General features: G+C 39.1%; 25 protein-coding genes. 13 read left to right on the forward strand and 12 right to left on the reverse strand.

The window, feature by feature from the left end; genetic code table 11:
• The first annotated feature begins 62 nt into the window (after window positions 1–62).
• Window positions 63–1,274 (forward strand): YeeE/YedE family protein, encoded by a 1,212-nt coding sequence (locus B1202_RS01620; protein WP_078188785.1) that lies wholly within the window; start codon window positions 63–65, stop codon window positions 1,272–1,274.
• A gap of 37 nt (window positions 1,275–1,311) precedes the next feature.
• On the opposite strand, the gene B1202_RS01625 is transcribed toward B1202_RS01620, so the two are convergent.
• The 3 genes from B1202_RS01625 to B1202_RS01635 all read right to left on the reverse strand — a co-directional run bounded on the left by B1202_RS01625 (window position 1,312) and on the right by B1202_RS01635 (window position 3,947).
• On the reverse strand, window positions 1,312–1,833 hold the full coding sequence (locus B1202_RS01625; RefSeq protein ID WP_078188786.1) for a hypothetical protein: 522 nt from the start codon (window positions 1,831–1,833) through the stop codon (window positions 1,312–1,314).
• Window positions 1,834–1,898: 65 nt separating this feature from the next.
• A complete protein-coding gene (locus tag B1202_RS01630) occupies window positions 1,899–2,678 on the reverse strand; it encodes a TIGR03915 family putative DNA repair protein (RefSeq protein WP_078188788.1) in 780 nt (259 codons plus the stop codon).
• A 9-nt stretch (window positions 2,679–2,687) separates the two neighbouring features.
• The gene (locus tag B1202_RS01635) at window positions 2,688–3,947 is read right to left on the reverse strand and encodes a putative DNA modification/repair radical SAM protein (RefSeq protein WP_078188789.1); all 1,260 of its coding nucleotides are present in this window, start codon (window positions 3,945–3,947) and stop codon (window positions 2,688–2,690) included.
• A 214-nt stretch (window positions 3,948–4,161) separates the two neighbouring features.
• On the opposite strand from B1202_RS01635, the gene B1202_RS01640 reads away from it, so the two are divergent.
• Window positions 4,162–5,205, forward strand: coding sequence for an NAD(P)H-dependent flavin oxidoreductase (locus B1202_RS01640; RefSeq protein ID WP_078188790.1), 1,044 nt, complete (start codon window positions 4,162–4,164; stop codon window positions 5,203–5,205).
• 156 nt (window positions 5,206–5,361) lie between these two features.
• On the opposite strand, the gene dusB is transcribed toward B1202_RS01640, so the two are convergent.
• Window positions 5,362–6,366, reverse strand: coding sequence for a tRNA dihydrouridine synthase DusB (gene dusB / locus B1202_RS01645; protein WP_265733742.1), 1,005 nt, complete (start codon window positions 6,364–6,366; stop codon window positions 5,362–5,364).
• Between the two features lie 475 nt (window positions 6,367–6,841).
• Here dusB and B1202_RS01650 point away from each other — a divergent pair, with 475 nt between their 5' ends.
• Window positions 6,842–7,216 carry a hypothetical protein gene (locus tag B1202_RS01650; protein ID WP_228145118.1) on the forward strand — a complete coding sequence of 125 codons (375 nt, stop codon included), beginning with the start codon at window positions 6,842–6,844 and terminating at the stop codon, window positions 7,214–7,216.
• Between the two features lie 316 nt (window positions 7,217–7,532).
• Window positions 7,533–7,703: a hypothetical protein gene (locus tag B1202_RS16410; RefSeq protein WP_171262568.1), complete on the forward strand. Its 171-nt coding sequence runs from the start codon at window positions 7,533–7,535 to the stop codon at window positions 7,701–7,703.
• A 91-nt stretch (window positions 7,704–7,794) separates the two neighbouring features.
• Here B1202_RS16410 and B1202_RS01655 read toward each other — a convergent pair whose 3' ends face one another.
• Together B1202_RS01655 and B1202_RS01660 are read right to left on the reverse strand one after the other, a co-directional pair.
• Window positions 7,795–8,004, reverse strand: a complete 210-nt coding sequence (locus B1202_RS01655) for a hypothetical protein (protein ID WP_078188794.1) — start codon at window positions 8,002–8,004, stop codon at window positions 7,795–7,797.
• Between the two features lie 119 nt (window positions 8,005–8,123).
• The gene (locus B1202_RS01660) at window positions 8,124–8,306 is read right to left on the reverse strand and encodes a hypothetical protein (RefSeq protein WP_078188796.1); all 183 of its coding nucleotides are present in this window, start codon (window positions 8,304–8,306) and stop codon (window positions 8,124–8,126) included.
• Between the two features lie 276 nt (window positions 8,307–8,582).
• Between B1202_RS01660 and B1202_RS01665 the strand changes: the two genes are divergently transcribed.
• From B1202_RS01665 to B1202_RS01675, 3 genes are all read left to right on the forward strand, one after another.
• Window positions 8,583–9,788, forward strand: a complete 1,206-nt coding sequence (locus B1202_RS01665) for a DUF1615 family protein (protein ID WP_078188797.1) — start codon at window positions 8,583–8,585, stop codon at window positions 9,786–9,788.
• A complete protein-coding gene (locus B1202_RS01670; protein ID WP_078188798.1) occupies window positions 9,755–10,384 on the forward strand; it encodes an HAD-IB family hydrolase in 630 nt (209 codons plus the stop codon). The genes B1202_RS01665 and B1202_RS01670 overlap by 34 nt, the downstream gene beginning before the upstream one ends.
• A 176-nt stretch (window positions 10,385–10,560) precedes the next feature.
• Window positions 10,561–10,764 carry a hypothetical protein gene (locus B1202_RS01675; RefSeq protein ID WP_078188800.1) on the forward strand — a complete coding sequence of 68 codons (204 nt, stop codon included), beginning with the start codon at window positions 10,561–10,563 and terminating at the stop codon, window positions 10,762–10,764.
• Window positions 10,765–10,847: 83 nt separating this feature from the next.
• On the opposite strand, the gene B1202_RS01680 is transcribed toward B1202_RS01675, so the two are convergent.
• Together B1202_RS01680 and B1202_RS01685 are read right to left on the reverse strand one after the other, a co-directional pair.
• Entirely contained in the window at window positions 10,848–11,942 is a 1,095-nt protein-coding gene (locus B1202_RS01680; RefSeq protein WP_078188801.1) for a fatty acid desaturase family protein, read from the reverse strand.
• 12 nt (window positions 11,943–11,954) lie between these two features.
• Window positions 11,955–13,022 (reverse strand): ferredoxin reductase, encoded by a 1,068-nt coding sequence (locus B1202_RS01685; protein ID WP_078188802.1) that lies wholly within the window; start codon window positions 13,020–13,022, stop codon window positions 11,955–11,957.
• Between the two features lie 144 nt (window positions 13,023–13,166).
• Here B1202_RS01685 and fabR point away from each other — a divergent pair, with 144 nt between their 5' ends.
• Window positions 13,167–13,865: an HTH-type transcriptional repressor FabR gene (fabR, locus tag B1202_RS01690; RefSeq protein WP_078188804.1), complete on the forward strand. Its 699-nt coding sequence runs from the start codon at window positions 13,167–13,169 to the stop codon at window positions 13,863–13,865.
• Between the two features lie 20 nt (window positions 13,866–13,885).
• Here the strand turns inward: fabR and B1202_RS01695 are convergent, their stop codons facing one another.
• The gene (locus B1202_RS01695) at window positions 13,886–14,563 is read right to left on the reverse strand and encodes a response regulator transcription factor (RefSeq protein WP_078188806.1); all 678 of its coding nucleotides are present in this window, start codon (window positions 14,561–14,563) and stop codon (window positions 13,886–13,888) included.
• Window positions 14,564–14,978: 415 nt separating this feature from the next.
• On the opposite strand from B1202_RS01695, the gene B1202_RS01700 reads away from it, so the two are divergent.
• From B1202_RS01700 to B1202_RS01715, 4 genes are all read left to right on the forward strand, one after another.
• Window positions 14,979–15,452, forward strand: coding sequence for a hypothetical protein (locus B1202_RS01700; RefSeq protein WP_078188808.1), 474 nt, complete (start codon window positions 14,979–14,981; stop codon window positions 15,450–15,452).
• 268 nt (window positions 15,453–15,720) lie between these two features.
• The gene (locus tag B1202_RS01705) at window positions 15,721–16,209 is read left to right on the forward strand and encodes a spore coat protein U domain-containing protein (RefSeq protein WP_078188810.1); all 489 of its coding nucleotides are present in this window, start codon (window positions 15,721–15,723) and stop codon (window positions 16,207–16,209) included.
• Window positions 16,210–16,380: 171 nt separating this feature from the next.
• Complete coding sequence (locus B1202_RS01710; protein ID WP_078188812.1) at window positions 16,381–17,109, forward strand: molecular chaperone; 729 nt, start codon at window positions 16,381–16,383, stop codon at window positions 17,107–17,109.
• Complete coding sequence (locus B1202_RS01715) at window positions 17,109–19,520, forward strand: fimbria/pilus outer membrane usher protein (RefSeq protein WP_078188814.1); 2,412 nt, start codon at window positions 17,109–17,111, stop codon at window positions 19,518–19,520. Before B1202_RS01710 ends, B1202_RS01715 begins: the two co-directional genes overlap by 1 nt.
• 39 nt (window positions 19,521–19,559) lie before the next feature.
• On the opposite strand, the gene B1202_RS01720 is transcribed toward B1202_RS01715, so the two are convergent.
• Both B1202_RS01720 and B1202_RS01725 read right to left on the reverse strand, forming a co-directional pair.
• Window positions 19,560–20,363 carry an alpha/beta fold hydrolase gene (locus tag B1202_RS01720; RefSeq protein WP_078188815.1) on the reverse strand — a complete coding sequence of 268 codons (804 nt, stop codon included), beginning with the start codon at window positions 20,361–20,363 and terminating at the stop codon, window positions 19,560–19,562.
• 106 nt (window positions 20,364–20,469) lie between these two features.
• Window positions 20,470–20,733 (reverse strand): PAAR domain-containing protein, encoded by a 264-nt coding sequence (locus B1202_RS01725; protein WP_078188817.1) that lies wholly within the window; start codon window positions 20,731–20,733, stop codon window positions 20,470–20,472.
• A gap of 449 nt (window positions 20,734–21,182) precedes the next feature.
• Here B1202_RS01725 and B1202_RS01730 point away from each other — a divergent pair, with 449 nt between their 5' ends.
• Window positions 21,183–21,620: a hypothetical protein gene (locus B1202_RS01730; protein ID WP_078188818.1), complete on the forward strand. Its 438-nt coding sequence runs from the start codon at window positions 21,183–21,185 to the stop codon at window positions 21,618–21,620.
• A gap of 112 nt (window positions 21,621–21,732) precedes the next feature.
• On the opposite strand, the gene rapA is transcribed toward B1202_RS01730, so the two are convergent.
• On the reverse strand, window positions 21,733–24,570 hold the full coding sequence (gene rapA / locus B1202_RS01735) for an RNA polymerase-associated protein RapA (RefSeq protein ID WP_078188819.1): 2,838 nt from the start codon (window positions 24,568–24,570) through the stop codon (window positions 21,733–21,735).
• Window position 24,571 lies beyond the last annotated feature (1 nt).

The raw sequence follows: 24,571 nt of genomic DNA on the forward strand, positions 1-24,571 counted from the left end.
ATTTATTTTTACAATATATAAAAACCGTAAAATAGAGATACATTTTTTAAGCTTTTTTCTCCATGTCTGTTATTGCTGCGCCAGCCAATCGATCCAATGTATCGATTTGGGTGGCTTTTGTTTTATTAATTTTAGGCACCATTGGTGCTTATCTGGTTGTAGGCGTTAACCAAGCATTGCTATTTTTAATTGGCGGAGCTTTGGGTATGACCCTTTATCACGCATCTTTTGGTTTTACCTCAAGTTGGCGTGTCTTTATTAAAGAGCGTCGTGGTCGTGGCTTACGTGCACAAATGATCATGTTGGCTTTGGCTGTACTGCTCTTCTTCCCTGCTTTAGGTGCGGGTGAATTATTTGGCAACCCAGTCAAAGGTAACGTTAATCCTGTTTCAATGTCCGTGATGATCGGTGCCTTTATTTTTGGTATTGGTATGCAACTTGGCGGCGGTTGTGCATCAGGCACCCTGTACACTGTGGGCGCAGGTAGTGCACGCATGATTGTAACGCTGATCTTCTTCTGTACAGGTTCTCTGATTGCAACTTCACATATTCAATGGTGGTTTGACCTTCCCCACTTTGAGCCGATTTCTTTAGTCAAAAGCTTTGGTGTAGTCCCTGCACTGGTTTTAAACTTTGTGCTCTTTGCAATCATTGCCGCAGCAACAGTTTACTTTGAAAAGAAACGCCATGGTCAGCTTGAAGTTGAACCGCAAGCCAAGCAACACGGCTGGAAACGTTTTCTACGTGGTCCATGGCCATTGGTTTGGGGCGGAATTATCCTGACTTTACTGAACTTTGCCACACTCGCACTTGCAGGCCGTCCTTGGGGCGTGACCTCTGCCTTAGCCGTTTGGGCCGCAAAATCAGCAAGTGTCATGGGGATCGATGTCGCATCTTGGGCATATTGGCAGCAACCTGCAAATGCCAAAGCACTGACAGAATCATTATGGTTTGATATCACGTCGATGATGAATTTCGGCATCATGCTCGGTGCATTACTCGCAGCGAGCCTAGCAGGCAAATTTGCACCGAACTTTAATATCCCAAAACGTTCACTGTTAGCGGCTGTGATCGGTGGTTTGATGTTAGGTTATGGCGCACGTTTAGCATACGGCTGTAACATTGGTGCATATTTCAGTGGTATTGCTTCAGGTAGTTTGCATGGCTGGTTATGGTTAGTATTTGCCTTCATTGGGAACGGTATTGGGGTCAAACTACGTCCAATTTTCTTCCCCGGTGAACGTCCGCAACCTGAAAAACTAACAGGTTGCTAATTTAAGTAAATAAAAGCCCCTCATTGAGGGGTTTTTTTTAATCTGTCAGTGCGCCTTTTAGATTACAACCATATTGCATGGTTTCTTGTGCCTGTTTGTATGTGGTATAGCGGTTGATAATAAAATCATAAAATTGGTCTGCATTCGCAAATACCTGACTCAAATCTTCGTTTGCAGCATTTGGCAGTTTAACGTCTTTCACCAAGGCTAAGTTCACATGTCCAAGATGATACATTTCGGCAAAATAATGATTCATTACTTCGCAATAGGCAATTTTGGAGCTTTTTAAAGCGGTATTGGCAACAAAATGCTGATTTAAAGTTTTTAAGTTCTGAACATCTAAAGCGGATTGATCTGAAAAAGCCATACTTTCTACTTTTTTTAGTTGGCTAAAATCTTTTGCTAAGGTTTGATTTAATTGTTCAAAGCGTAGTTGTAATCCAGCAGTATCAGCAACTTGATAACTTTGCGGATTGAATGTTTTCTTTTCTTGTTCATTTACAGAACACGCCGTGAGTGTCATTGCCGTCAGAACGGTCGTAACAAGAAATAATTTCATCAAGGTTTCACCTAAACAATCAAAAGCGCAATCATTATGCCCGAAAATAGCCGAATGATTCGCACTTAAATCGCTTTCTCATTCATATAACGCCAATAACGACGTGGCACATACTGCACATGTAATTTCATATTACGTCGGGCTTCAATATTGACACTTCTAAAATAATCTTTCCAAAGCTGATCATATAAAACTTCATCATCATCCAGTTCGATATTGAAAGATTGACTATGACCTGACTGTATTTGCCCATCTATGGTTGTGGCATCCATATCCACTTGATGCACCTGTTTTAAGTCATAGTAAATGCCGTAGTTGCGTTTTTCATCGTAAATCAACCAACGCTGATCTTGATAGCGTGCCTTAAAATGCCGCTCGATCAAGGGCAATACATTAAAATCAGGTGAGACTAAACTAATAAACAAACCATCCTGACATTTTTTAAAACGCACAAAAGCTTCCATACGATGCTTTTCACGTCCTACTTGCTTTGCCCATTGACTCAGACCCAAGACGTCTACATGACCATAATTCTTTGACACATCTCGCTGCTGCTGAAACACATACACCGCAAAATTAAAGCAATGCTGAAAAGCCTGCTGCTGCTCGGATAAAAATGCATAATAAAACTGTTTCAACGCACGATCAGATGCTTTGAGTTTTAAACCCTGCCATACCCGCTGTGCATGTTCATCATGACTTGCTACATCAATGACATCGGCGAAAAGACCCGCCTGTACTTGCCCATCCGTACAAATCTGTACATCAAATTGCTTAAATTGAAAGGCCCGAAAAATACAGCTTAGCAATCCTGTCATCGTGCCATCAAAGACATAAATACTCACGACTGTATCCTAAAATCCTAAGTTCAATTGGGGCGAAATCTGCTGTGTATATTTCGACTGACCACTTTGCAAGATCTGCTGACGTATTTGATGTGGCTGTTGATCTCGAATAAATTTGGGAGAATCTTCGCAGCGTATAAAATGTTGTGCTCTGTTGTAGGAAATACCCATACGTTTTAATTGGTCGATATGGATTTTCCCAAAACGTCGTGCTTGAACAATTTTTTTAGCAGAACGCACACCAATACCTGGCACTCGCAAGATCATCTGATATTCTGCACGGTTGATATCCACGGGAAATTGCTCCGGATGACGCAGTGCCCAAGCTAATTTGGGGTCAATATCCAATTCTAAATTTGGATGCTCTTCATCGACCAATTCTGTCGCTTCAAACCCATAAAAACGCATCAACCAATCACTTTGATACAGCCGATTTTCTCTTAATAAAGGAGGTGCTGATCCCACTGCTGGCAGCGCACGCTCCTCTTCGTTAATTGGAATATAACCCGAATAATACACACGCTTGAGCTTAAACTCTTTGTAATGACGGTCTGCCATCAGTATCACATCACGGTCAGACTCTTGATGTGCGCCCACCACCATTTGCGTCGTTTGTCCGGCGGGTACAAATTTAGGTACTGTGCGTATTATTTTTCGTTCATCTTTGAATTGAATCAAACGATCTCGAACGATACCTAAGTCCTTTTGAACTTCAACATGGCTTTTTTCAGGTGCAAATTTTTTTAAACCATCTTCTGTTGGCATTTCCAAATTAATGCTCATACGGTCTACATATAAACCTGCTTCGGTAATGATTTCCTGAGATGCCCCCGGAATAGTCTTCAGATGAATATAACCATTAAAATTTTCTTCTAAACGCAGCTTTTTCACCACTTGCAACATGCGCTCCATGGTGTAATCCGCCGATTTAAAAATCCCCGAACTTAAAAACAGCCCCTCAATATAGTTTCGACGATAAAAATTCATGGTCAAATCGACCACTTCCTGTACCGTAAATGCTGCGCGCTTTACGTCGTTACTCCGACGGGACACACAATATGCACAGTCAAAAATACAGACATTGGAAAATAGAATTTTTAACAATGATACGCAGCGGCCATCTTCGGTATAGCTATGACAAATGCCGTTTCCAGTATTACCTAGACCTTTGTCTTTATTTTGGCGCTTGCTACCACTCGAAGAACATGAGACATCATATTTGGCAGCATCGGCTAAAATTTGCAGTTTTTCACGGATACGTTCAGACATGGGAGAGTTTTAAAATTTAAAATGATCAGCGCATTATTTTAAAATGATCAAGTTCAAAAGTTAGGTCATACATCATCAATACGACATGAGGTGTCGCTTAATTTTAAGTACAGTATTGGTGCAGGCTCCAGACCATTTTGATATGAAATAACGAATATTATTTGCTTAATTTCACTCGCTTGGGCAAAGTAATTAGAGTGATTGGAGTATGCACATGACTTTATTAGAAAAACTTGGCATCAAACACCCTATATTTCTTGCCCCGATGGCAGGTGTTTCTACACCTGAGCTTGCTGCAGAAGTGTCAAATCAAGGTGGACTTGGTTCACTGGGTTTAGGTGCAAGCAGTGTTGAGAATGCACGTCAGCAAATATTACAAACTCAAGAACTTACCGACCAACCCTTTCAGGTCAATTTCTTTTGTCATGACACTGTAGAACTCGATGAACAAGTTGCTGCCCAATGGATCATGCAATTTAAATCACGCTTTACTCAATATAATGCAGAAGCTCCAGAAGCACTCAACTGTATTTATCCAAGCTTTAAAGACAATGACCAGTTTCTAAACCTCGTACTGGAAACGCGCCCTAAAGCGGTAAGCTTTCATTTTGGTATTCCGCACCCACATCAAATCCAAGCCTTAAAACAAGCGGGTATTTTGACCCTTGTTTCTGCAACCAATCTAGCAGAAGCCAAATTGATCGAAGCTGCAGGTATTGATATCGTGATTGCTCAAGGTATTGAAGCTGGTGGTCACCGCGGTATTTTCAATGAAAACTTTGATAGCAGCGTTAAAACTCGTGATCTGGTTCAGCTCTTGAAACGCCATATTCAATGCCCCGTTGTTGCTGCTGGCGGCATTATGAATGGACATCAAGCCTATCAAATTATGGAGTTGGGTGCAGATGCTGTTCAATTGGGCACTGCTTTTGTGCAATGCAAAAGCTCAAATGCCAATGAGGCTTATCGCAAAGCATTATTTGATGCGCCCATCACGCAGATTACATCAAGTATTTCAGGTCGTCCTGCACGTGGCATTATCAATAACTGGCACACCGATATTGACACACCAACGCGCCCGACCGTTCCGGCTTACCCATATAGCTATGATTTAGGCAAACAATTACATGCAGCTGCCAGCAAGCATGGTGTACATGAATATGGTGCTTTTTGGGCGGGAACCAATGTCTCTCAAATACGTGAATTGGAAGCACCCGACTTGATCAATCAATTGGTTTTAGAAATGCGCTTTAACTAAGACATCGCTCAACGCATCATTTAAACATGAATGCCTAATAAAAAGCCCTTCAACATTGAGGGCTTTTTATTATGTACATATTTCAAATCAATCTAACTAACTTAAAGCGGCCTACTTTGTATCGAATTGCACAGATCCATTTCGTTTGGCTTTAAATTATTTGGTTTCAAGCAAGTTGACCTGATCAACTTGAACATCACTCATGATCTGGCCATGATCAAGTAAGTGATTAAAATAGTTCTCGACGACTTTATATTGATCTGCTGTAGATTCAACTTTATACATATTTTGGCGGAACTCATTACTAGAGCGTAAACCCTTGGTGTACCAAGCAATATGTTTGCGTGAAATTCGACAACCTGAATATTCACCATAAAAACCATATAATTCAGATAAATGTCCGAGCAATACGTCACGGACTTCCATAATACTTGGTGCAGCCATATGCTCACCCATCGTCAGGTAATGTCCTATTTCACGGAATATCCATGGGCGACCTTGAGCTGCACGGCCAATCATGACTGCATCGGCACCAGTATAATCCAGTACATATTTGGCTTTTTCAGGTGTATCAATATCACCATTGGCAATCACAGGAATATTGATCAACGATTTCACATCTTTAATTAAGCTATAACGCGCCGTATTCCAATACATATCTTCACGTGTACGACCATGAAGTGCCAATGCAGCAATGCCAGCTTCTTCAGCACGTTTCGCAACGCGCATAATGTTTTCATGACCATTTAGATAGCCCAAGCGGGTTTTTAAAGTCACGGGTACATCAACTGCATCAACCACAGCATCTAAAATGCGAGCCACTAAGTCTTCATCTTTGAGTAGTGCAGAACCTGCCAACTTATTACAGACTTTCTTCGCCGGACATCCCATATTAATGTCGACAATTTGCGCACCATTTGCCACTTGATAGCGAGCGGCTTCAGCCAGTTCAGCTGGATCTGACCCTGCAATTTGAGCAGAAATAGGCGCTATTTCACCATCAAAATTGGCACGATAAAGACTCTTTTTACTCATGCGTAGCGTCTTATCTGCCGTCATCATTTCACTGACAGCATGACCTGCGCCAAAATATTTGCAAAGTGTACGAAACGGGCGATCTGTAACCCCTGCCATAGGTGCCACCCACAGTTTTCTCTCGATGGGACGATCGAATAATTCTTGAATGACAGGATGTTGACTCAATGTTTTAACCTCTAGCTATATTTAGCAAATGATGCCCGAACCGCATTCAAAATCGTCGAAGCCACTTTTAACAATACTAAATTCAAGTGTATGTTCGCAAAATCTGTTGAGCGTAAAAACGTTACATGGCAATGATTATGCAATTGAATGATGACAATGAACATCAACATTGCTCAACGATTGAATTGAGGAATTTGAAGCTTCGGAATTGGACGGCAAATTTGCAATGCGATAGTTTAGTAATTCCAAACAAAAATTTCTACGCTTTTGCTTAAGAGTCGTTAAAACTTACTCATCAGCCATCTAGTTAACACACTATCGATTCAACATCAGACTTTCAGCAGATCTGCCTGTACAGGTGTTACTATACAGGGATACTGCTAAAATCATTGAAAACTTAAATCTATAAATTCACACGAGTGAGTTGAACTTTATGAAAAAATTGAAAATTCTCTTTTTTATATTTTTCGCTACTTTTCTGACTGCCTGCCAACAACCGAATGACGAGGTGGCTGCAGCTGAAAGCCAAAACGCTGATTTAACAACGGAACAAGCGACTCAACAATTTGAGCAGTCAGATGCGCAAATCAGTCAATACCTTGATGTTTTAGATGCTCCAAGCACATCGATCAAGGAAAAAACCCAAGTCTTATGTCATGACTATCCTCATGAATATAAAACTAACTACATGCCTGCGATGCTCAAACTCGCAGCCCAAGACTATACTCAAGATAAAATGTTGAATGATTTGAAGATTGCACAGGACTATTACAAAGAAAAACTCAAAATTGAATGCTCTGCTGAATAATCTCCCTTTCATCATCGTGTCATAATTGTGCGATAAATTGTTATTAAGCGAAAAGTGTGTAAGTTTCGCTGTAATAACAACGTAAAATACACTTCCCGATTTATTCGGGTTTTTCTTTTTAAAGCCTTTCAAATATTAAACGACATTTGAATGACACATATTATTTTTGTGATAGATTTCAAACTATTGATTTATTTTGATAAGTTTTTCGTAAATGTTCACAATATAGACACATAACAACCCATTTTAATTACACTTTTATCATGATTAATACATTAAGTTGTTTTTTCCAAAAAAATAGACTGAAGATTGAATCATGAAAACTTTAAACAAAGTACTTTTCGCTACACTTATCTCTGCTGCTGCTGCAACTACATTTGCTGCTGAAGAACAAAAAGTTGAAGCTGCTGCATCTGAAGCTCAAACAACTGAAGTTGCTCAAGACGCAACTGAAGCGGCACCTGCTTCTGAAGCTGTTGCAAAATAATTGAGCAAAAATTTAAAAGCCCACAGATTGTGGGTTTTTAAATTCACAGACATTTTAAGTCTTTAGCAGCTTTCAATGAATTTGACTTCAATTATTTAAAATATAAACGTTGAATTTGACGTGCCCGCCGGTTTAAACCCAATACTTCTTTTCTTTGTAAAATGTCTTCTTCACTAAATCCTAAGCGCTGGATTAATTCAGACATAGCTAAATCTGCATGTTCGATCAACACGGCATCTTGTTCCGTTGACCAAATCACGTTTGATACCGTTAATTTTTGCTGGCGTTTTAAATTTCTCATTTGCACAGTATAAAAGACTTTATACACATCAACAAAAAGCCCACCCGATGTGAGCTTTTTGCACAGACTGAGTATTCATCATCTATTGGATTGAAAAATAGATTTACTGAGCGATGATTTTAAAGATTTTCATCCTTCGTGATCATCACTGAAGTTAAAATTGGAACAGCAAAACAAGGTAGTAAGAGTAAGATCCAATATTCCACCAACGGTTTAGCCACAACAAAGTTTATAACGATTGCCCCCAATACCATAACTAACGCAATCAAACCCAAGAAACGACTGAAAAATTTAGCTGGCATAATAATCCCCTTAAAAAATTATGGATTTCAACTAGTATATACCTTCATTTTTTATAATCTGTTGAAAATGATATTGGAATATTCATCTATTTAGCTCAAAAAGCATTCTTTTTCCAATCATCCTAACCAAACTGCTTGTTTTTACACGCGTAGAGCTCCATAAATAGATTGACAGTCCCCTATGAGGCATATACATATTTATTCATTACTTATGTATTTTGCATAGTATACTGCTCCTGCTTTGTCGCCCCCATATGGCTGAGTTTATTGGAAAATATGAACAAAACTTTTTCGACCACATTATGCTTTAAATCCCTTTCTGTACTGGCTTTATCCATTGGCTTGGCTGCCTGTGGTAATGGTTCATGGTGGAGCAAAGATGAACCCACTATGGAAGCAGAACAGATTAAAAAAGCCATTCCACCTCGCGTGAATGAACGTCTTTCATGGGCCAATGATATCTATGACATTAGTGATCAGCTCGGTATTCCGACCACGAAAGAAAATGTCTGTACGATTGTTGCTGTGGTCGATCAAGAGTCCAATTTTGTTGCTGACCCACATGTGCCGGGACTCGGTGAAAAAGCCGTTAAAGAAGTTCAAGATCGTCTTGAAGAAAAGTTTAAAGATAAATTGGGTGATGGCATCGGTGGTACAGTCGCTGGCTATTTCCAAGATGTGTTAAAAAATCAACCGAGTCCAGAAGATAACTATCTCAGCCAAATGCGCCGTGTTCAAACTGAACGTGAACTAGACGAGCTGTATCGTGAAATTTTTGACTATATGTCTAAACATTATCACGTGAGTGCTTTGACGGGCGCAGCGAAACTGGTTGGACAAGATATTGGTGAAAAGCTCAACCCAATTACCACTTTGGGTTCGATGCAAGTCCATATAGGCTATGCCAAAGACCACAAACGCCAAGGTGGAAATATTGCGGCACTACGCACAGACATGTATAGCCAATATGGCGGTTTGTATTATGGCATCCACCGTTTAATGATGTATCCGGCTGAATATGACAAACCGATTTATCGTTTTGCAGATTATAACTCGGGTCGTTATTCGAGTCGTAATGCGGCATTCCAAAGTATGTTGAATGTCTTAACCCCTGCTGAGCTCGGCTTAGATGGTGACCTCTTACTTTATAATAAAGATGGTTCTCCACGTTCTGCAAAAAGCCAGTCTGAAACCGCGTTAATTGCCGTTTTTGCAGAAAACAATGTGATTGCCACTCCACGTCAAATTCGTTCAGATCTTAAAAAAGAAAAAGATCAGGACTTCGAAGATACTTTGACGTATACAGCGGTCAAAAAGTTGTACCAAGAAAAGACTAGTAAAGAACCGTTTTATGCCATGATGCCTGAAGTCGTAATTTCTGGGCCGAAATTAAGCCGTGATTACAATACCAATTGGTTTGCCACACGAGTCGATGGACGTTATCAAACATGCATGCGCCGCATCAAAAACCTAAAACTCTAGCCTTATTCGATTTTGACGGAACCCTGTGTAATAAAGACAGTTTTACAGGGTTCATCTTCTATTCCCTGCCTAAAAGGCATATCGTGCGCCAAGGGATTAAAATTCTCCCTTGGATTCAAGGCTATTATCTCAAGCTATATCCTGCACATGCAATGCGTCCTCGCCTATATGCCGCAATGTTTAGCCAAGCCAACCATGAGCAGGTTTTAAATCAAGCAGCGAAATATGCTGAACATTTGATGGCCGAACTCAATCCTGCACTGTATGAACAATTACAGCAACACCAAAAACGCGGTCATGAAGTCGTATTGGTTTCTGCCTCAGTCGATTTATATCTTAAACCTGTGGCCGAAAAGCTCGGGGTCAAACTGATTTGTACCGAAACAGCAGCCAATGACCAAATACTGACTGGTTTGTATCAAACCTTAGACTGTAGTGGTGAGCAAAAGAAAATTCGAGTTTTGGAGCAATTTAACCTTCAAGACTATGAGCATGTTTATGCCTATGGAAATAGTGATGAAGACCTCGCTATGTTTGAATTGGCTACCCACCATTTCATGAATGGACAGGATAAACGCCTACCTGAACTCGACTAAAGTCGAGTGATTTAGTTTGGTTTATTAATCAAAGTTAACAATCACAAACTTAAATTTAAGTCGCTCTAATATATGATTAAATTTTGAAAATTCTGCTTTTATTTTGACTTTATAGTGTGCTATTTTTCTCATTAATTAGAAATAATGCGGTCAAATATTAAAAGCGGGAAAAGAATATGAATCAATTCAATCCACCGAAATATGTCAAAGGCCTCCATATTAAATTTGGCGAAAATCCATTTGTTCTCCTTGCTCAATTTGCCTTCTCAGCCACTCGCCAGATGTGGACGAAAGAAGAAATTGAATTGGTCATTCGTATGGCTAAAAAAGGAAATTATATGAATTTGATTAAGATCCTCAAATTACATATTAAAAAGTGAAGTAAATATTTCCCCCAAAGTTAATATAAAAAGCCATGCAAATGCATGGCTTTTTTGATCCAGTAACTCAAGCGTAGCTTTTATTACTTTTTAAATGGAAACGCATATTTCACAATACGTTTTAGTACACTGCCGTACTGTTTCACTAAGCTTGCATTGTTATAGTTCAAACCATATTTTTCACATACCACCTGTACTTTTGGTGCCATTTTACGATAACGACGTGCAGGAACATCTGGGTATAAATGGTGTTCGATCTGATGGCTTAAATGCCCTGTCAAAATATGAAATGCTTCTGAACCGGTAAGGTTTGAAGACCCACGAATTTGACGCATGTACCAATGTCCACGGCTTTCATTTTCAAGTACTTTTTTCGGGAAAACTTCAACATCTTTGGTAAAGTGACCACAGAAAATAATACTAAACGTCCAAATATTACGAAGTCCATTCGCCACTAGGTTCCCTGTAAGCACCGGCAATGCTGCAGGCCCTGCAATAAGCGGGAAGAACACATAGTCTTTAAATAATTGCTTGCCGATTTTGGCTTGCATCGGTTTCCATTCTTCTTTGGTCTGCTGTTTGGTTTTGCGACCTTTGAAGTATTTACCCAATTCAAGGTTTTGAATGGCAACACCCCATTGGAACAATAAGCAAAATGGAATGCTATAAATCGGTTGTAATAAATAGCCCGGCTTCCAACGCTGTTCTGGGAACAAACGAACGAGACCATACCCAATATCATCATCCATGCCTTTAATGTTGGTATAGGTATGATGTTTAAAATTATGTGTTTGGCGCCAGTTATCTGCTGTCCCTACGATATCCCATTCATAGGTCTGACCATTGAATTTAGGGTCATTCATCCAGTCATATTGACCGTGCATGACATTATGACCCAATTCCATGTTTTCCATGATTTTGGCAAAACCTAAAAGACCTGTGCCCAAAATCCACGCTGGTGGGAACCAACCTGCAAACAATAAAGCACGACCTGCCATAGATGAATAACGAACTGTCGAATACACTCGGCGAATGTATTTCGCGTCTTTTTCACCTAAGTCGTCTAAAACTTCTTGCTTAATCGCATCAAGCTCACGCGCAAGTTCGTCTAATTGCGATTGGGTTAACTCACGGTTTTTAGGATTTTTAAAATATTCAATTTTTACAGGCATGTTCATATTTTTTCTACCTTATAAATCAATAACAAGATCTGACTGTGCTGAGTTCACACAAATTTTGAGTAAATTACCCGGCTCTGTATTTTGGCTACCATTGACCATATTTTTAGTCGAACCTTCCACTTTATTGCAGGCACATTTATTACAAATGCCCATACGGCAACCGTGATTAGGTTTGATATTTTGCTGCTCAAGACTGGCTAAAATCGATTGGCCTTTTGGAATACTGATGGTTTTATTGGATTGCGTAAGCGTGACATTCACAAAGCCAATCTCATCCGTTGCGATTGGACTCATGCTAAATGCTTCACTCATAAAGCACTGTGCATGATCAAATAACGCTTCGGCCTGAGTAACGAAACCTGATGGACCACATGCAAACACAGTACTGTGCTCAATATTGTTAATTTGAGCAGCGTGAGCGGCATTTAATCGTGGCTCGGCAACATCTTCTTGGGTAAAGAAAATTTGAAACTTAAAGTTTGGATATTGATTTGCCAAAGCTTCGAAGCGTAATTTGAATGCGGCATCATCGTGATACTTAACCCAATACATTAACTGAATTGGTTGCTCCGCAATTTGCTTGGTTTTGCTCATCGCTTTCAACAAACTCAACATTGGCGTAATACCACTACCCGCAGCCAGTAGTAGCAACGGTGTAGAATTTGACACCAAAGTCATATCACCAAATGGCTGACCAAATTCTAAGATATCGCCCACTTGCGCTTGTTCTACAAGCCAAGTACTCACAATACCCGTATTCACTTTTTTTACGCTAAGTAATACGTGTTGATCATCTAACTGAGTCAAACTATAAGTACGTTCGTAACGGATACCATTTACGCGAGCAAAAACAGGATGATGCTGACCAGCTTCGCCAATTTTAAATAAACGATTCACCTGTATGGTTAGGCTAACCATCTCATTTGCTGCATTTTCTTTTTGTACAATTTTGCCGAGTGCCTGATTACCAGACCATAACGGATTAAATTTCTGCAACCAGAAATTTACCGCATTGACGTCTACAACACTGTCTTTAAGTGCGTTTAAAGGCTTTTTCGCTTTTTCGAGTACATGCATAATCAAATACAACTCATGGGAGGTTTTTAATTATTATACACATGTATATATATTTGTATATACGCTTGTGCATTTAATCGACATTTTCACAAAAGCTATTAGCAGACGCTATAATATGTTAATGTTTTTAATCTATTAAAAAATATGACTCAGTCTGCACAGACGAATATGGTTAACATGTACCAGGAAGATTTACATTCTGAAGCTGAAACCCCACTTACAGTTCGCACTGTAGGTCGTAAAGCAACGATTACCAAGGAAGAACTGTTTCAGGCAGCGCTTAATTTAATTGGTCCACAAAAAAGTATTTCATCACTGAGTTTACGTGAAGTTGCACGTGAAGCTGGCATTGCTCCAAATAGCTTTTATCGTCATTTCAAAGATATTGATGAATTAGCCATTGAGTTGATTGATCGAGCTGGTGGTGTATTACGCCAAATTCTGCATGAAGCACGCCTTCAGGCATCACGCCAAAGCAGTATTATTCGTAGTTCAGTTGAAGTATTTATTCAGCAGCTAGATGCCGATGAAGGCAACTTAAGCCTGTTGCTTCGTGAAGGCTACACTGGTTCGCATTCCTATAAAAATGCAGTTGAGCGTCAACTTAACTATTTCCAACAAGAATTAAGAGAAGATTTAATCGTGCTTGAACGTTTAAATCAGAGCAAGTTGGCTCATCCTGACATCGTGGCACGTGGTATTACCCAATTGGTGTTTAACATGGGTGCAAAAGTCATTGATCTACCGACAGAACAACGCAAAGAAGTTGCCGAACAAACCATGATTATGATTCGCATGATTTTGGAAGGTGCTCGCCATTTAGACGAAGCCCAGATTCGATAATCTCTTATATTCCCGCAGCTTTAGTGAATGAGTCCAATTTTCTTGGCTGCGTGAATTGCTTTAGTTCTCGAATTTACGGATAATTTTTGATAAATATTTTTTACATGCACACCTACAGTAAATTTTGAAATATTAAGTTCCGTGCCAATTTCACTGTTACTCAAACCATTTGCAACACAAGTTAATATCTCTTTTTCCCTTACGGATAATTTAATATCAATATTCTCATTTAAATCAAAAGATACATCCGTAGCATAATTTAAATTTTTTAAAATTATTTTCGCTATTGCTGGATCAATAATTGCTCCGCCTTTTAACATAGTCCTTATAGCAAACATTAATTCAAAATCATCTTTTTCTTTCAAAACGTAGCCTGTTGCACCTACATGTAAAGCTTGGTAAATAACATCCAATGTATTCCACGCAGATAAAACCATAATAGGTATAGTTTTTGCTATTTTGTCGCGAATGCTTTGAATAAATTCTATACCGCTGCCATCAGGCAGGTTTAAATCTACTAAAATAAATTTAACTGGCTTAGTACGGCAAATTTCTTTTGCAAAATCGACAGTCTGTGAAAAAAAAATTTCATTGTTTTTGTATCCAAAGCATTCAAGAATTTTGCAAATTCTACTCTGGTGTATTGGGTCATCTTCTAATACTAGTACTGGCTTGAGTAAAGGAAAATCGACGTTCATTTTGTTATACCTTTCATTTAAGCTCCGAAGTATTTATCTCCAAATTTTTCAGTGCTATCCCTAGAATTGGGTATATTAAATATATTAAATTGAAGTATTTAACCTATTATTATTTTTATGTGATATAGGTTGTATTATAGATAATAAAATATCCATAATATTTTCATAAACGCTTCCTTAATAAACACACAGATTAAATTTCAAATGACCCATTTCTGATTAAATACCATAAATATAGTTATATCATTGATTCAAAATAACTCATCCAAAGCTATTTATTCAAAATTCTAAAAAACATTATTGTACGTGATAAGTATAGTAATTTTTTTCAAAATACCTAAATTTAGGTATAGCTAACACAGCTTTTCAGCCACATAGTTCTACTTGATATGAACTAAGTAAAAGCTGACTTCACATGTCCAAATTTAAAAAATTAGCTTTTTTAAGCGCAATTATTAGTTTCACATTTACGCTGAATATTGCATACGCTGCAAACTGTGACATTTCAGCAAACACTCAATACGTAAATTTAAACCAATATTCAGGACGTACTGAAGTAAAATTTTTAAACTGTAAAAATGGAATTTATCTACAACATGAATTTTCAAATTTAAGCCTTAGGGGGCAAAATAGTGATCCCACCTTGGTTTTAGATGGCAACCCTAATATTTATATAGAATTGCCATTTGACGCTAGAGTAGGAGCAAGTTGGCTAAATCGTGGGGAAAGTTCTTCTGTCGTAAGGGAAACTTATACTTACAGTACTGCTTCAAATACAACTGCAGCAACAATGTATGTAGATATGTCTTTAGCACAATTTGGAGACTTATCAAAATATCCAGTTGGGATTTATCGAACGTCTATTACATTTTCAGCAATTGAGCATTAAAAGTTAAGATCAGTAATAAAAATTACTCACTAATCACAACATGCTCTTTATATATCCTTAAACAAATAAACTTTTGCACTTCAATGCGGTGAAAGAGTTGTCATTTAAATGAATAGGTCAAACTTTTCAGTTGCACTTGAAATACCTAATTTTAGTGATTCTCAAGCACCCATTCAAATTTAAACTTAATCATATATTTGACATTCAATATACATATTTTTTTACTCGCTATAAAAAGTGATTACATTTCATTTGGAGATTTTAAATTATGAATTCATTATTCAAATTGACCAGCGTTTTATTGCTAAGCTCAGGAGCTATCACTGTTCACGCTGCTAGTCAAAGTGTGACTATAAATTACACGCTTACAATACCTACTGCATGCTCACTTTCCAACCAGGGTACACTTATCACCAAAACTTTACCGCATAATGGAACTGCGGTAGATCAAAGCATTGATGTAAAATGTAATGTTCCTTACACCATTCAAGCTTCATCTGTAAACAGAGCGGGTAATAACAAGTCCAATGTGGTTAATAATTCTAATACCACCCTAAAAATCCCTTACGATATTACGCTAACTGGCGGGCCAATTGCAGTCAATGTAAATGGAGGGGCTTCTGCCAGCATTACACCATCATCTTCCACTAAAACAGATACATACAACTTATCTGCCAAAACTGCATCACCAATTACGCTTGAAGACTATACTGCTGGCATTTATACAGATGCTGTCACTGTAGAAATTAGCTACTGATTTCTCATAGGCATGTATGTATCCATAGCTCCACATACATGCCACAGCGTCATTTTGTAAAACTTCCTATTTAAACCCTCAATTTTACGCTTCAAGATTCACTCTATTTTTAAATGAGCTTTACTGCAGTCTATCTGCAATTGAAATACCACATGGTTTTGGGGAAAACATATGTCTCACTTATCATTGATCCGTCAGTGCTTTATAAGCAGCATTGCTGGCCTGATGACGGCAACCGCTTATGCCAATGTCGCAATTTATCCAGTCAAAATGCAAATCAATGGGGACAATCGTCAGCGCACAACGACCATCAACCTACAGTCCTCTGTGGATGAAACTCCCCAAAATTACGAAGTACATGTATATAAATGGACTCAGGACGAAAACGGCAATGATGTACTAACACCAGATAATCAGCTGATTATTAGCCCTGCTTCATTTGTACTTGAGCCAAATAGCAAACAAACAATTCGCATGGGCTTTCAACAGTCCATATCAGAAATGAAATTAGAAAAAGAAGAAGCTTGGCGCATTAAAGTTTTACCATTGCCGGATACACAGAAATCCAAGGGTATTAAATATGCATATGGTTTTAATATTCCGCTGTTTGCAGGTAAAAATTTTAAATCTGATTTGTCATTTCAATTCAAAAAAGATTCAAAAAACCAACCAATTATTCAAGCCAAAAATTTAGGAACTGGGCATTTCCAGATCACTGGTTTTACCTTGCAAGATGCAAAAGGGAATCACATTTTCACATCCAATGAAATGAAATATATTCTTGCGCAACAACAAGTAGAATTAAGTATTCCTACCACCCAACCGCAAAAAGGGCTTCAACTTATTCTACAAACCTCAAATGATCAGCCGTTGAAATTTGATATTGCAGAGCAAGAATAATGAAAAAAGTACGTAATATTGTCAAATTCCCGTCCACCCTCGTTTTAATCTGCTGTACGTTTTATTCTCAACATGGTTTAGCTCAGACTGTTGTTGAAAAACTACTTGTGGTAGACACTGCAACTGATTTAAGAAAAGAACTTTCCGCTGTAAATGCACCTGCAGCAGAAAACGCCATTTTAGGGCTTTGGATCAATGGTGTTGACCTGCAGCAAGAAGCTTTTATTCTAAACATTAACCAAAAGCGTTATATAGAATGTAGCATTCTGCAGCAAGGCTTTGTTGATACAACACAATTAAGCTCGTTAAACCAAGATAATATTCAATATTGTTTAGTTGAAAGCAACGGCTTCAGCAATGAAATTGATACACAGAAACAGTTATTTAAACTAAATATTCCCGCGCAATATATGCTTAAGCAGAATCTCTCTACAAAGCAGCGCTTTATACCTGACATGCCTAATTTAGGCGGGTTTATTAACTACAATGTGTATTACCAAGATGGTGATTACACCAAGCAATTCAATGCTTCGACAGATCTCAACCTTTTTTGGAAAAACATGCTGTTCAACAGCAGTCATTTATTTCGCAAAACCTATCATGACCAGCAAGCCGACGATCTGGACAGCAGCCGATTAAATACGTCCTTAAGTTTTGAATTCCCTGAAAAAATGACAACTTTAAAGCTCGGTGATAATGTCAGCAATTACACTGGGCTGAACCAATCTTTCTATTTTGGTGGTTTGAGCTTTGGCACCAATTTTAGCAGGCGGCCTAATTTTACCTATTGGAATACCCCATCCGTTCAAGGCAGCGCCTTAACACAATCGACTGTCGATTTAATGATTAATGGCGCGCAAGCCTATAATGCCAAAGTCAATCCAGGCCAGTTCAATATAGACAGCAATATTGGCTTTTCAGGTTTGGGAGATGCACAAGTGATTGTCAAAGATATTTTAGGCAATACCACAGTGCAAAATATCTCAGTTTTTGTCGACCAGCGGCTGCTGCGTCCCCGACTGACAGATTATAATTTTTCCGCTGGTAAACTGCGCTATAACTATGCTTATGACGACAATGATTATCGTGAATGGTTTGGCAGTGGCTATATCCGTAGAGGTATAACACCCTCAACTACTTTAGGCGCAACAGCAGACTATAGTAAAAAGCTGGAAAGTGCTGGACTGATGTGGAGCCAATACCTGCATAAATTAGGTTTATTAGAAGTCAATTCAGCCTATAGCCATGCAGATGATTTGGGTTTAGAAGGCTATACAGTGAATACCGAATTTAAGCGTAATACCCAAAACTATAGTGTCGGCTTACGCTCACAATATTACAGTTCTGACTTTCGTATGTTAGGTTTAGATGATTACAAAATCAATTATCTGCCTCAGCAAGAAAATCAAATTTATGTATCTAAAAATCAAATTCCTTTCATTAATAATCTATCGTTAAGCTATGTTGAAAGAAAATATAGAGAAGACACGGCACAACAAGATCAGCGGATTTTTAATTTAAGAACCAGCCAATCTTTTGCAAAAAGGTTATTTGGCAGCTTTGGTGTGTCTTATGATGCAGAGAACAATGACCGCGCTAGTGTTGATGTGATGCTCAGCTATAACTTTGATGACAGTAAACATTCTGCCACGCTCTCACAGCATGATGATGACGAAACCAGCCTCCAATTTAATAAATACAGTTTCGAAAATACTGGTTTTGACTATACGATTGGTGCAAGCCGCTCACATGATGTTTATTCAGGCAATCTATCCACAACATTAAAGACTAACTCTGGGGACTTAAATCTGCAGTATTTGCAAACAGATGATCAAAAATATTACAGCGCTAATTATATGGGATCACTTGTTTGGCTGGGCAATCGCTTAGATTTGAGTAAATACATCTCGAATAGCTTTGCACTTATTCGAGTTGATGGTACGCCAAATGTTGATATTTACAGTAATGGTTCCTATATTGGCAAAACCAACAAAAACGGCGAAATTTTCAGCTATAACTTATATGGCTATAGCGAAAACAATGTGCTTTTTGATGAGAGCCAAATCAGCATTGAAGATAGTTTTGCCCACTCTTCTCGCTCTATTATGCCCATTAATCAACGTGGATATATCATTGATTTTCCAATGAGTAATGCCGAAAGTTTCAACCTTACTTTCAAATTTATTGATCAAAATCAGCAGCCACTTGAAAGCGGAAGTATTGTTAATTTTAAAGATATTGAACAGGGTAAATATCCAATTAACAGCAATCACCTTGTCACAATATACGGTTTAACGCCAAGACCTTATAACATTGAGGTTCAAACCAACAAAGGTATGTGTAGCAGCAACTTTAATTTAAATGCTGATACTCAAGTCGATGAGCCGCCCATCACCCTTATTTGCCAATAAATAAGCAAGGTATAAAAGGAGATTTGCACCCTCTCCTTTTTATGCCTGTAAATTTATTATTTTTTGCACACATTGGGCGGTTACTTCCGGCTGCTCAAGTGGAAACATGTGCCCACCTTCAACCACACTATAATCTATACCATAGGTTTTCTTCATTCCGTCAGGCAAACCTTGTTTATAAAAATGGCTGCCATCAGCCGTGATCAGGTGTACAGGCATTTGAGGGGCTTTACGTGGAGTACGCCACCACCATGCAGGTACTGTACGGAAAATTTGCGCTTCCACGGCTTTTGGAATGCTGAGGGTCACGCCACCGCGTTTTTCATCAGTTTGAATGCCTTGTGCAAAGTAATCTTCAAAACACTGCGCATCAAAACTTTTAAATAAACGATTATTCCGTAGTGCCGTATAGGCTTCATCCAAATTTGGCCAATGGTCATTACGCTTCAATGTAATTGCCGCTGGGGTAATTTTATCGACAGCTTTGAGCTTTAATTTTTGCATACCCTCAAAAATGGCGGACTTAGGACCAATTACAAAAGGTGGATCCATAATAATCAGTTGTGAAAATAAATCTGGACATTTATAAGCCGCCATAAGGGTTACTAAAGAGCCAAAAGAATGCCCAAGCCCAATCACTTTTTGTTTTGGAAATTGGTGCTCGATATCTGCTATGACTTGATCGACCAAATATCGCCAATCTTTGGTGATCGGATAACGCTCATCCATACCAATCAGCGGAATCGCCTTCACATCAAATTGCGGTGCAAAGTAAGATAAAAACTTTCGATAACTCGCGGCAGGAATACCATTGGCATGGGTAAAATGGATCGCGCTTTTCATGTAAAACTCATCCTACCAACTGATGGTGACCCATCATAAAGAGATCAATACGATTTAAACAGGACTTAATAAGCTTATCTAGATGACCCCAAAGTCAGTATGCAGATTATTTTTGTGATCCGACCATCGTTTGATTAGGTAAGAAGGTTGCGCCACAAGTGGTTTTATCTCCAGCAACCACAACACCACGCCCCTTGACCGTTGTACTTTGATCTGCCGCGATCGCAGCCACAGTCGAATTGCATTTTGGGCAATAATGTTTCATGCCATTTAAATGCACCGCAATACCATTAATCACAAATGAAGGTTCACATTCTGAAACCACACCACCGTGTGACGTTTTACTACCTAAGGTAATTAAGGATTTCATATTTTTATTTTCTTCTAACGAACTGCTGAAATTTGAAGCATTTTAACGGAACTGTCTTTAACTCGCTAGCATCGACATATAAATTTAACCAAGCCAAAACTTTGCTTAACTAAAGCATCAAAACACGACATTAAGACAGTTCATGATTCAATCGACATCAATCACGACAGCTTATGTCGCGATGCCGATTCTTTTACTAATCAAAGCATGTATATTGGGTCTAGCAATGAGCATGAAGCGTAGCGCCCTATATTAACAATTTCAGTATTTAACTGAGCTTCGAATCAAAAAACGTTGCATTTCTACGACATGATTAACTTTTGAAAGTTCTTAGACTAAACACATTATCCAAAACCATTTTTAGTAACTTTTTAGATTTGATACTTAGCACCATTTAATTTTATAGCGCAGATAAATAAAGCATAACCATTCTATTTTCAGGAGGTTTTATGATTTTAATAAATGACTTTGATTTAACCCAACCGCAAAAAGTCATCGTGTTAGACCATACACTTGATGACTCAACCCTATTAACAGAAATACTGGCCTTGTGTAAGACTGCAGACCCAGAGCTCATCGTGGCGGAAAGCAAAGAGGCAGATTTAGTCTTACGCTTATTACCTGAAATACATGCTTATTGTGGTGCCATTGCCTTAAAAAAGCCGCTATGCAATGACATCAACTTTGATTTACTTACTGCTCATTATGCAACACGCAGCCAAGCAGACCGATGTACGATCCAAATTCAGTTAGCAAAAAATCATCCGGACTATACAAAGCTCGAAGCCATATTTTATATGTTGGATGAACATGAAGACTTTGATCAAGCTGTAGAATTGCTGAAGAATAGTTACTTTTTTTATGCCGATGTCGACAATTTAGATTAAAAATAAACAATACAAAACTTAGATTTAGCGTAAATCTGTCGTGATTAATTTTACAGTTATAATTTTAGCCATAAAAAAAAGCACCCTAAGGTGCTTTTTTAAGATTCTTAACTTATGGCTTAACCACTACCATAATTTGAATCGCTTCTGGTGTAACCGCCAGACCATCAAGCAGTGTTAAACCTTCTTTTTGCAGTTTTTGTAAACGTGCAATTTCGTCTTCACGAATACTTGGGTTGAACTGCTTCAAATAAGTCAAACGGTCAATTTCATACTGCCATTTGCTACCATAGATTTCTTTGGCTTGTTGTTTAAAGCCCGGTAATGCACCACGAGCAATTTCAAGCGCTTGTGTATAACGCTGTTCAATGACATCACGACGCGCCTTAACCACTTGGCGGCAACTGTTGCCATCAAGATGATGTAAATAAGGACGTAAAATTTCAGGTGCAATTTTTTGCGATAAATCCTGACCTTTTTCACTCAGTAATACACGAACCAACTGTTGTGGCAAACTTGACGGCAAATTCAATGCTTTCGGTGCAACGACATCGACTTTAAACCACACTTCCATTAACACAGAACCTTGTGGTAAAGCTGCTGATTTCAACACAGCAACGTTGGTACTACCAAAGCTTTGTGTGTTAATCATTTCCATCACACTTTCAGTGAATGGATGCTCAAGTGTTAGATACTGAGCATCTTCACGGATCTGTGCTTGGTCACGATAGAACGTCGCCGTCATGCCTTCTTCGTCCAAAGTCAGCCCTTGAACTTGCATTTGATCCGTTGGCTTGATGATCACGGTACCATTACTTTGTTCATCAAAATCAATGTTTGTAGACGCCATGAAGCGCTTCATAAACATTGGCAAGGTAGTATTGTCGTCGTAGTCTTCAAGTGCAGTCACAATTTCTTGCGCCACAATTGGACGGCAAGAATTGTACTCAAGCAAACGGTCACGGCCTTCTTGAAGTTCAGCTTCCAGCGCTTCACGCTGTACACTCACCGCTTCGAGCAAATCTTCAAACTCTTGGCCTTTATCTGCCAATAAACAATCTTTCAGATTGACGATAAAGTTTTCTTGTAAGGTTTGCGCTGTCGGCGAGATATTACAGAAAATATTTAATGCTTCGTTATACCAACGGAACATACGCTCTTGAGCAGTACCAACCAGATAAGGCACATGAATTTGAATACGATTTTCTTGACCAATACGGTCTAAACGACCAATACGTTGTTCAAGTACGTCTGGGTTGGCAGGTAAGTCAAATAACACAAGGTCAGATGCAAACTGGAAGTTACGACCCTCAGAACCAATTTCTGAACAGAGTAAAATTTGCGCACCATATGACTCTTCTGCAAAGTAAGCCGCTGCTTGGTCACGCTCTAATAAGCTCATGCCTTCATGGAACATCGCTGTGCGGATACCCGCATGCAAACGAAGTACATTTTCTAAAGACTCAACCACTGGACCACTACGTGCAATCAATAACACTTTTTTGTGTTTCAGGTCTGTACGCAGACGCTCCATCAACCACATCACACGTGGGTCGGTTTCCATCCACGAGCCATCAAGCTGCGCTTCTTCAGGCCACATTTGTTCACGTAGCTTGCCATCTTTAGACCAGTTTTCAGGTGCAGGTAATGGCGCAGGCTGACAGTCACGACCTGGGAAGCCTTGAATCGCTTCACGGGTATTACGGAATAAAATACGACCTGTACCATGACGGTCTAATAACTCATGAATAGCACGGAATCGTTGTTCTGGCTCGTCAGTAATTCGATGACCTAATAGGCTTTCAATCGCTGCCAAATGCCCTTCTTCGAGTGGCAGATCAGACATCAGCACTTCAGCAATTTTAGCTGTTTGGTGATACTGCTCTTCTTCATCCAAGAAACGATCAAGTGAACTAAAACGTTGTGGATCAAGTAAACGTAAACGTGCAAAGTGACTTTCCACACCTAATTGTTCAGGCGTTGCGGTTAGTAACAAGACACCCGGCGTTTTTTCAGCAAGTTCTTCAACAAGGTCATAACGGTCATTGCCGCCTTCTTCTTCTGACCACATTAAATGATGGGCTTCATCGACTACAAGCAAATCAAAACCAGCTTCAAGCGCTTGTTCACGCAAGTCATCATGGTCGATCATCAAATCAACACTAGCAATGATGCATTGTTCTGTTAAGAATGGGTTGAGGTCTGGATCGTGTTCTTTAATCGATGCTGTACGTGTTAGATCAAATAATGAGAACTCAAGATTGAAACGACGTCGCATTTCAATCATCCATTGATATTGCAATGAATCAGGTACTAAGACCAAGATACGTTCTGAACGACCCGTTTTGAGTTGCTGATGAATAATCAGACCTGCTTCGATGGTTTTACCTAAACCGACTTCGTCAGCAAGTAATACACGTGGGGCAAAACGCTTACCCACTTCATGCGCAATATACAGTTGGTGTGGAATGAGACCCACACGTGAACCCACTAGGCCACGTAAAGGGCTAGACTTCATATTGGCTTGAAGAAGCAATGCTTCGATACGCAGGTCATACCATTCTTTATAGTCCACTTGGCTTGCAAGCAAACGATCTAATGGTTTTGCTAACTGAATACTTGCACCAATACGTGTTTCATTCAGCGCTTTACGCTCTTCTGTACCATCGGCAAGTTTACGTACCGCGTTATAACGCACCACGCCACCACGGTCTTCAAGAGATTCGACAATCCAAATTTGACCTTCTTGGTCTTGGACTTCGTCATTTACATTGAAAACAATACGAGATAAAGGTGCATTGTGACGGGCATAGACACGAGTTTCATCACTTTTCGGGAATAAAATGCTGACCGATCGCTCATCAACATCAATAAGAACACCTAAACCCAGTTCCGTTTCTGTATCTGATAACCAACGTTGACCAATAGCAAACTGCTGCAATTTTTCCACC

It is taken from the genome of Acinetobacter amyesii, from assembly GCF_002018365.1.
GTDB classification, from domain to species: Bacteria; Pseudomonadota; Gammaproteobacteria; order Pseudomonadales; family Moraxellaceae; genus Acinetobacter; species Acinetobacter amyesii.

Bases quoted from the DNA above. Each gene is read 5' to 3' on its own strand.
- B1202_RS01620 (WP_078188785.1), top strand. From the start codon at position 63: ATGTCTGTTATTGCTGCGCCAGCCAATCGATCCAATGTATCGATTTGG.
- B1202_RS01625 (WP_078188786.1), bottom strand. From the start codon at position 1,833: ATGAAATTATTTCTTGTTACGACCGTTCTGACGGCAATGACACTCACG.
- B1202_RS01635 (WP_078188789.1), bottom strand. From the start codon at position 3,947: ATGTCTGAACGTATCCGTGAAAAACTGCAAATTTTAGCCGATGCTGCC.
- B1202_RS01640 (WP_078188790.1), top strand. From the start codon at position 4,162: ATGACTTTATTAGAAAAACTTGGCATCAAACACCCTATATTTCTTGCC.
- B1202_RS01650 (WP_228145118.1), top strand. From the start codon at position 6,842: ATGAAAAAATTGAAAATTCTCTTTTTTATATTTTTCGCTACTTTTCTG.
- B1202_RS16410 (WP_171262568.1), top strand. From the start codon at position 7,533: ATGAAAACTTTAAACAAAGTACTTTTCGCTACACTTATCTCTGCTGCT.
- B1202_RS01655 (WP_078188794.1), bottom strand. From the start codon at position 8,004: ATGAGAAATTTAAAACGCCAGCAAAAATTAACGGTATCAAACGTGATT.
- B1202_RS01660 (WP_078188796.1), bottom strand. From the start codon at position 8,306: ATGCCAGCTAAATTTTTCAGTCGTTTCTTGGGTTTGATTGCGTTAGTT.
- B1202_RS01665 (WP_078188797.1), top strand. From the start codon at position 8,583: ATGAACAAAACTTTTTCGACCACATTATGCTTTAAATCCCTTTCTGTA.
- B1202_RS01670 (WP_078188798.1), top strand. From the start codon at position 9,755: ATGCATGCGCCGCATCAAAAACCTAAAACTCTAGCCTTATTCGATTTT.
- B1202_RS01675 (WP_078188800.1), top strand. From the start codon at position 10,561: ATGAATCAATTCAATCCACCGAAATATGTCAAAGGCCTCCATATTAAA.
- B1202_RS01680 (WP_078188801.1), bottom strand. From the start codon at position 11,942: ATGAACATGCCTGTAAAAATTGAATATTTTAAAAATCCTAAAAACCGT.
- B1202_RS01685 (WP_078188802.1), bottom strand. From the start codon at position 13,022: ATGCATGTACTCGAAAAAGCGAAAAAGCCTTTAAACGCACTTAAAGAC.
- fabR (WP_078188804.1), top strand. From the start codon at position 13,167: ATGACTCAGTCTGCACAGACGAATATGGTTAACATGTACCAGGAAGAT.
- B1202_RS01695 (WP_078188806.1), bottom strand. From the start codon at position 14,563: ATGAACGTCGATTTTCCTTTACTCAAGCCAGTACTAGTATTAGAAGAT.
- B1202_RS01700 (WP_078188808.1), top strand. From the start codon at position 14,979: ATGTCCAAATTTAAAAAATTAGCTTTTTTAAGCGCAATTATTAGTTTC.
- B1202_RS01705 (WP_078188810.1), top strand. From the start codon at position 15,721: ATGAATTCATTATTCAAATTGACCAGCGTTTTATTGCTAAGCTCAGGA.
- B1202_RS01710 (WP_078188812.1), top strand. From the start codon at position 16,381: ATGTCTCACTTATCATTGATCCGTCAGTGCTTTATAAGCAGCATTGCT.
- B1202_RS01715 (WP_078188814.1), top strand. From the start codon at position 17,109: ATGAAAAAAGTACGTAATATTGTCAAATTCCCGTCCACCCTCGTTTTA.
- B1202_RS01720 (WP_078188815.1), bottom strand. From the start codon at position 20,363: ATGAAAAGCGCGATCCATTTTACCCATGCCAATGGTATTCCTGCCGCG.
- B1202_RS01725 (WP_078188817.1), bottom strand. From the start codon at position 20,733: ATGAAATCCTTAATTACCTTAGGTAGTAAAACGTCACACGGTGGTGTG.
- B1202_RS01730 (WP_078188818.1), top strand. From the start codon at position 21,183: ATGATTTTAATAAATGACTTTGATTTAACCCAACCGCAAAAAGTCATC.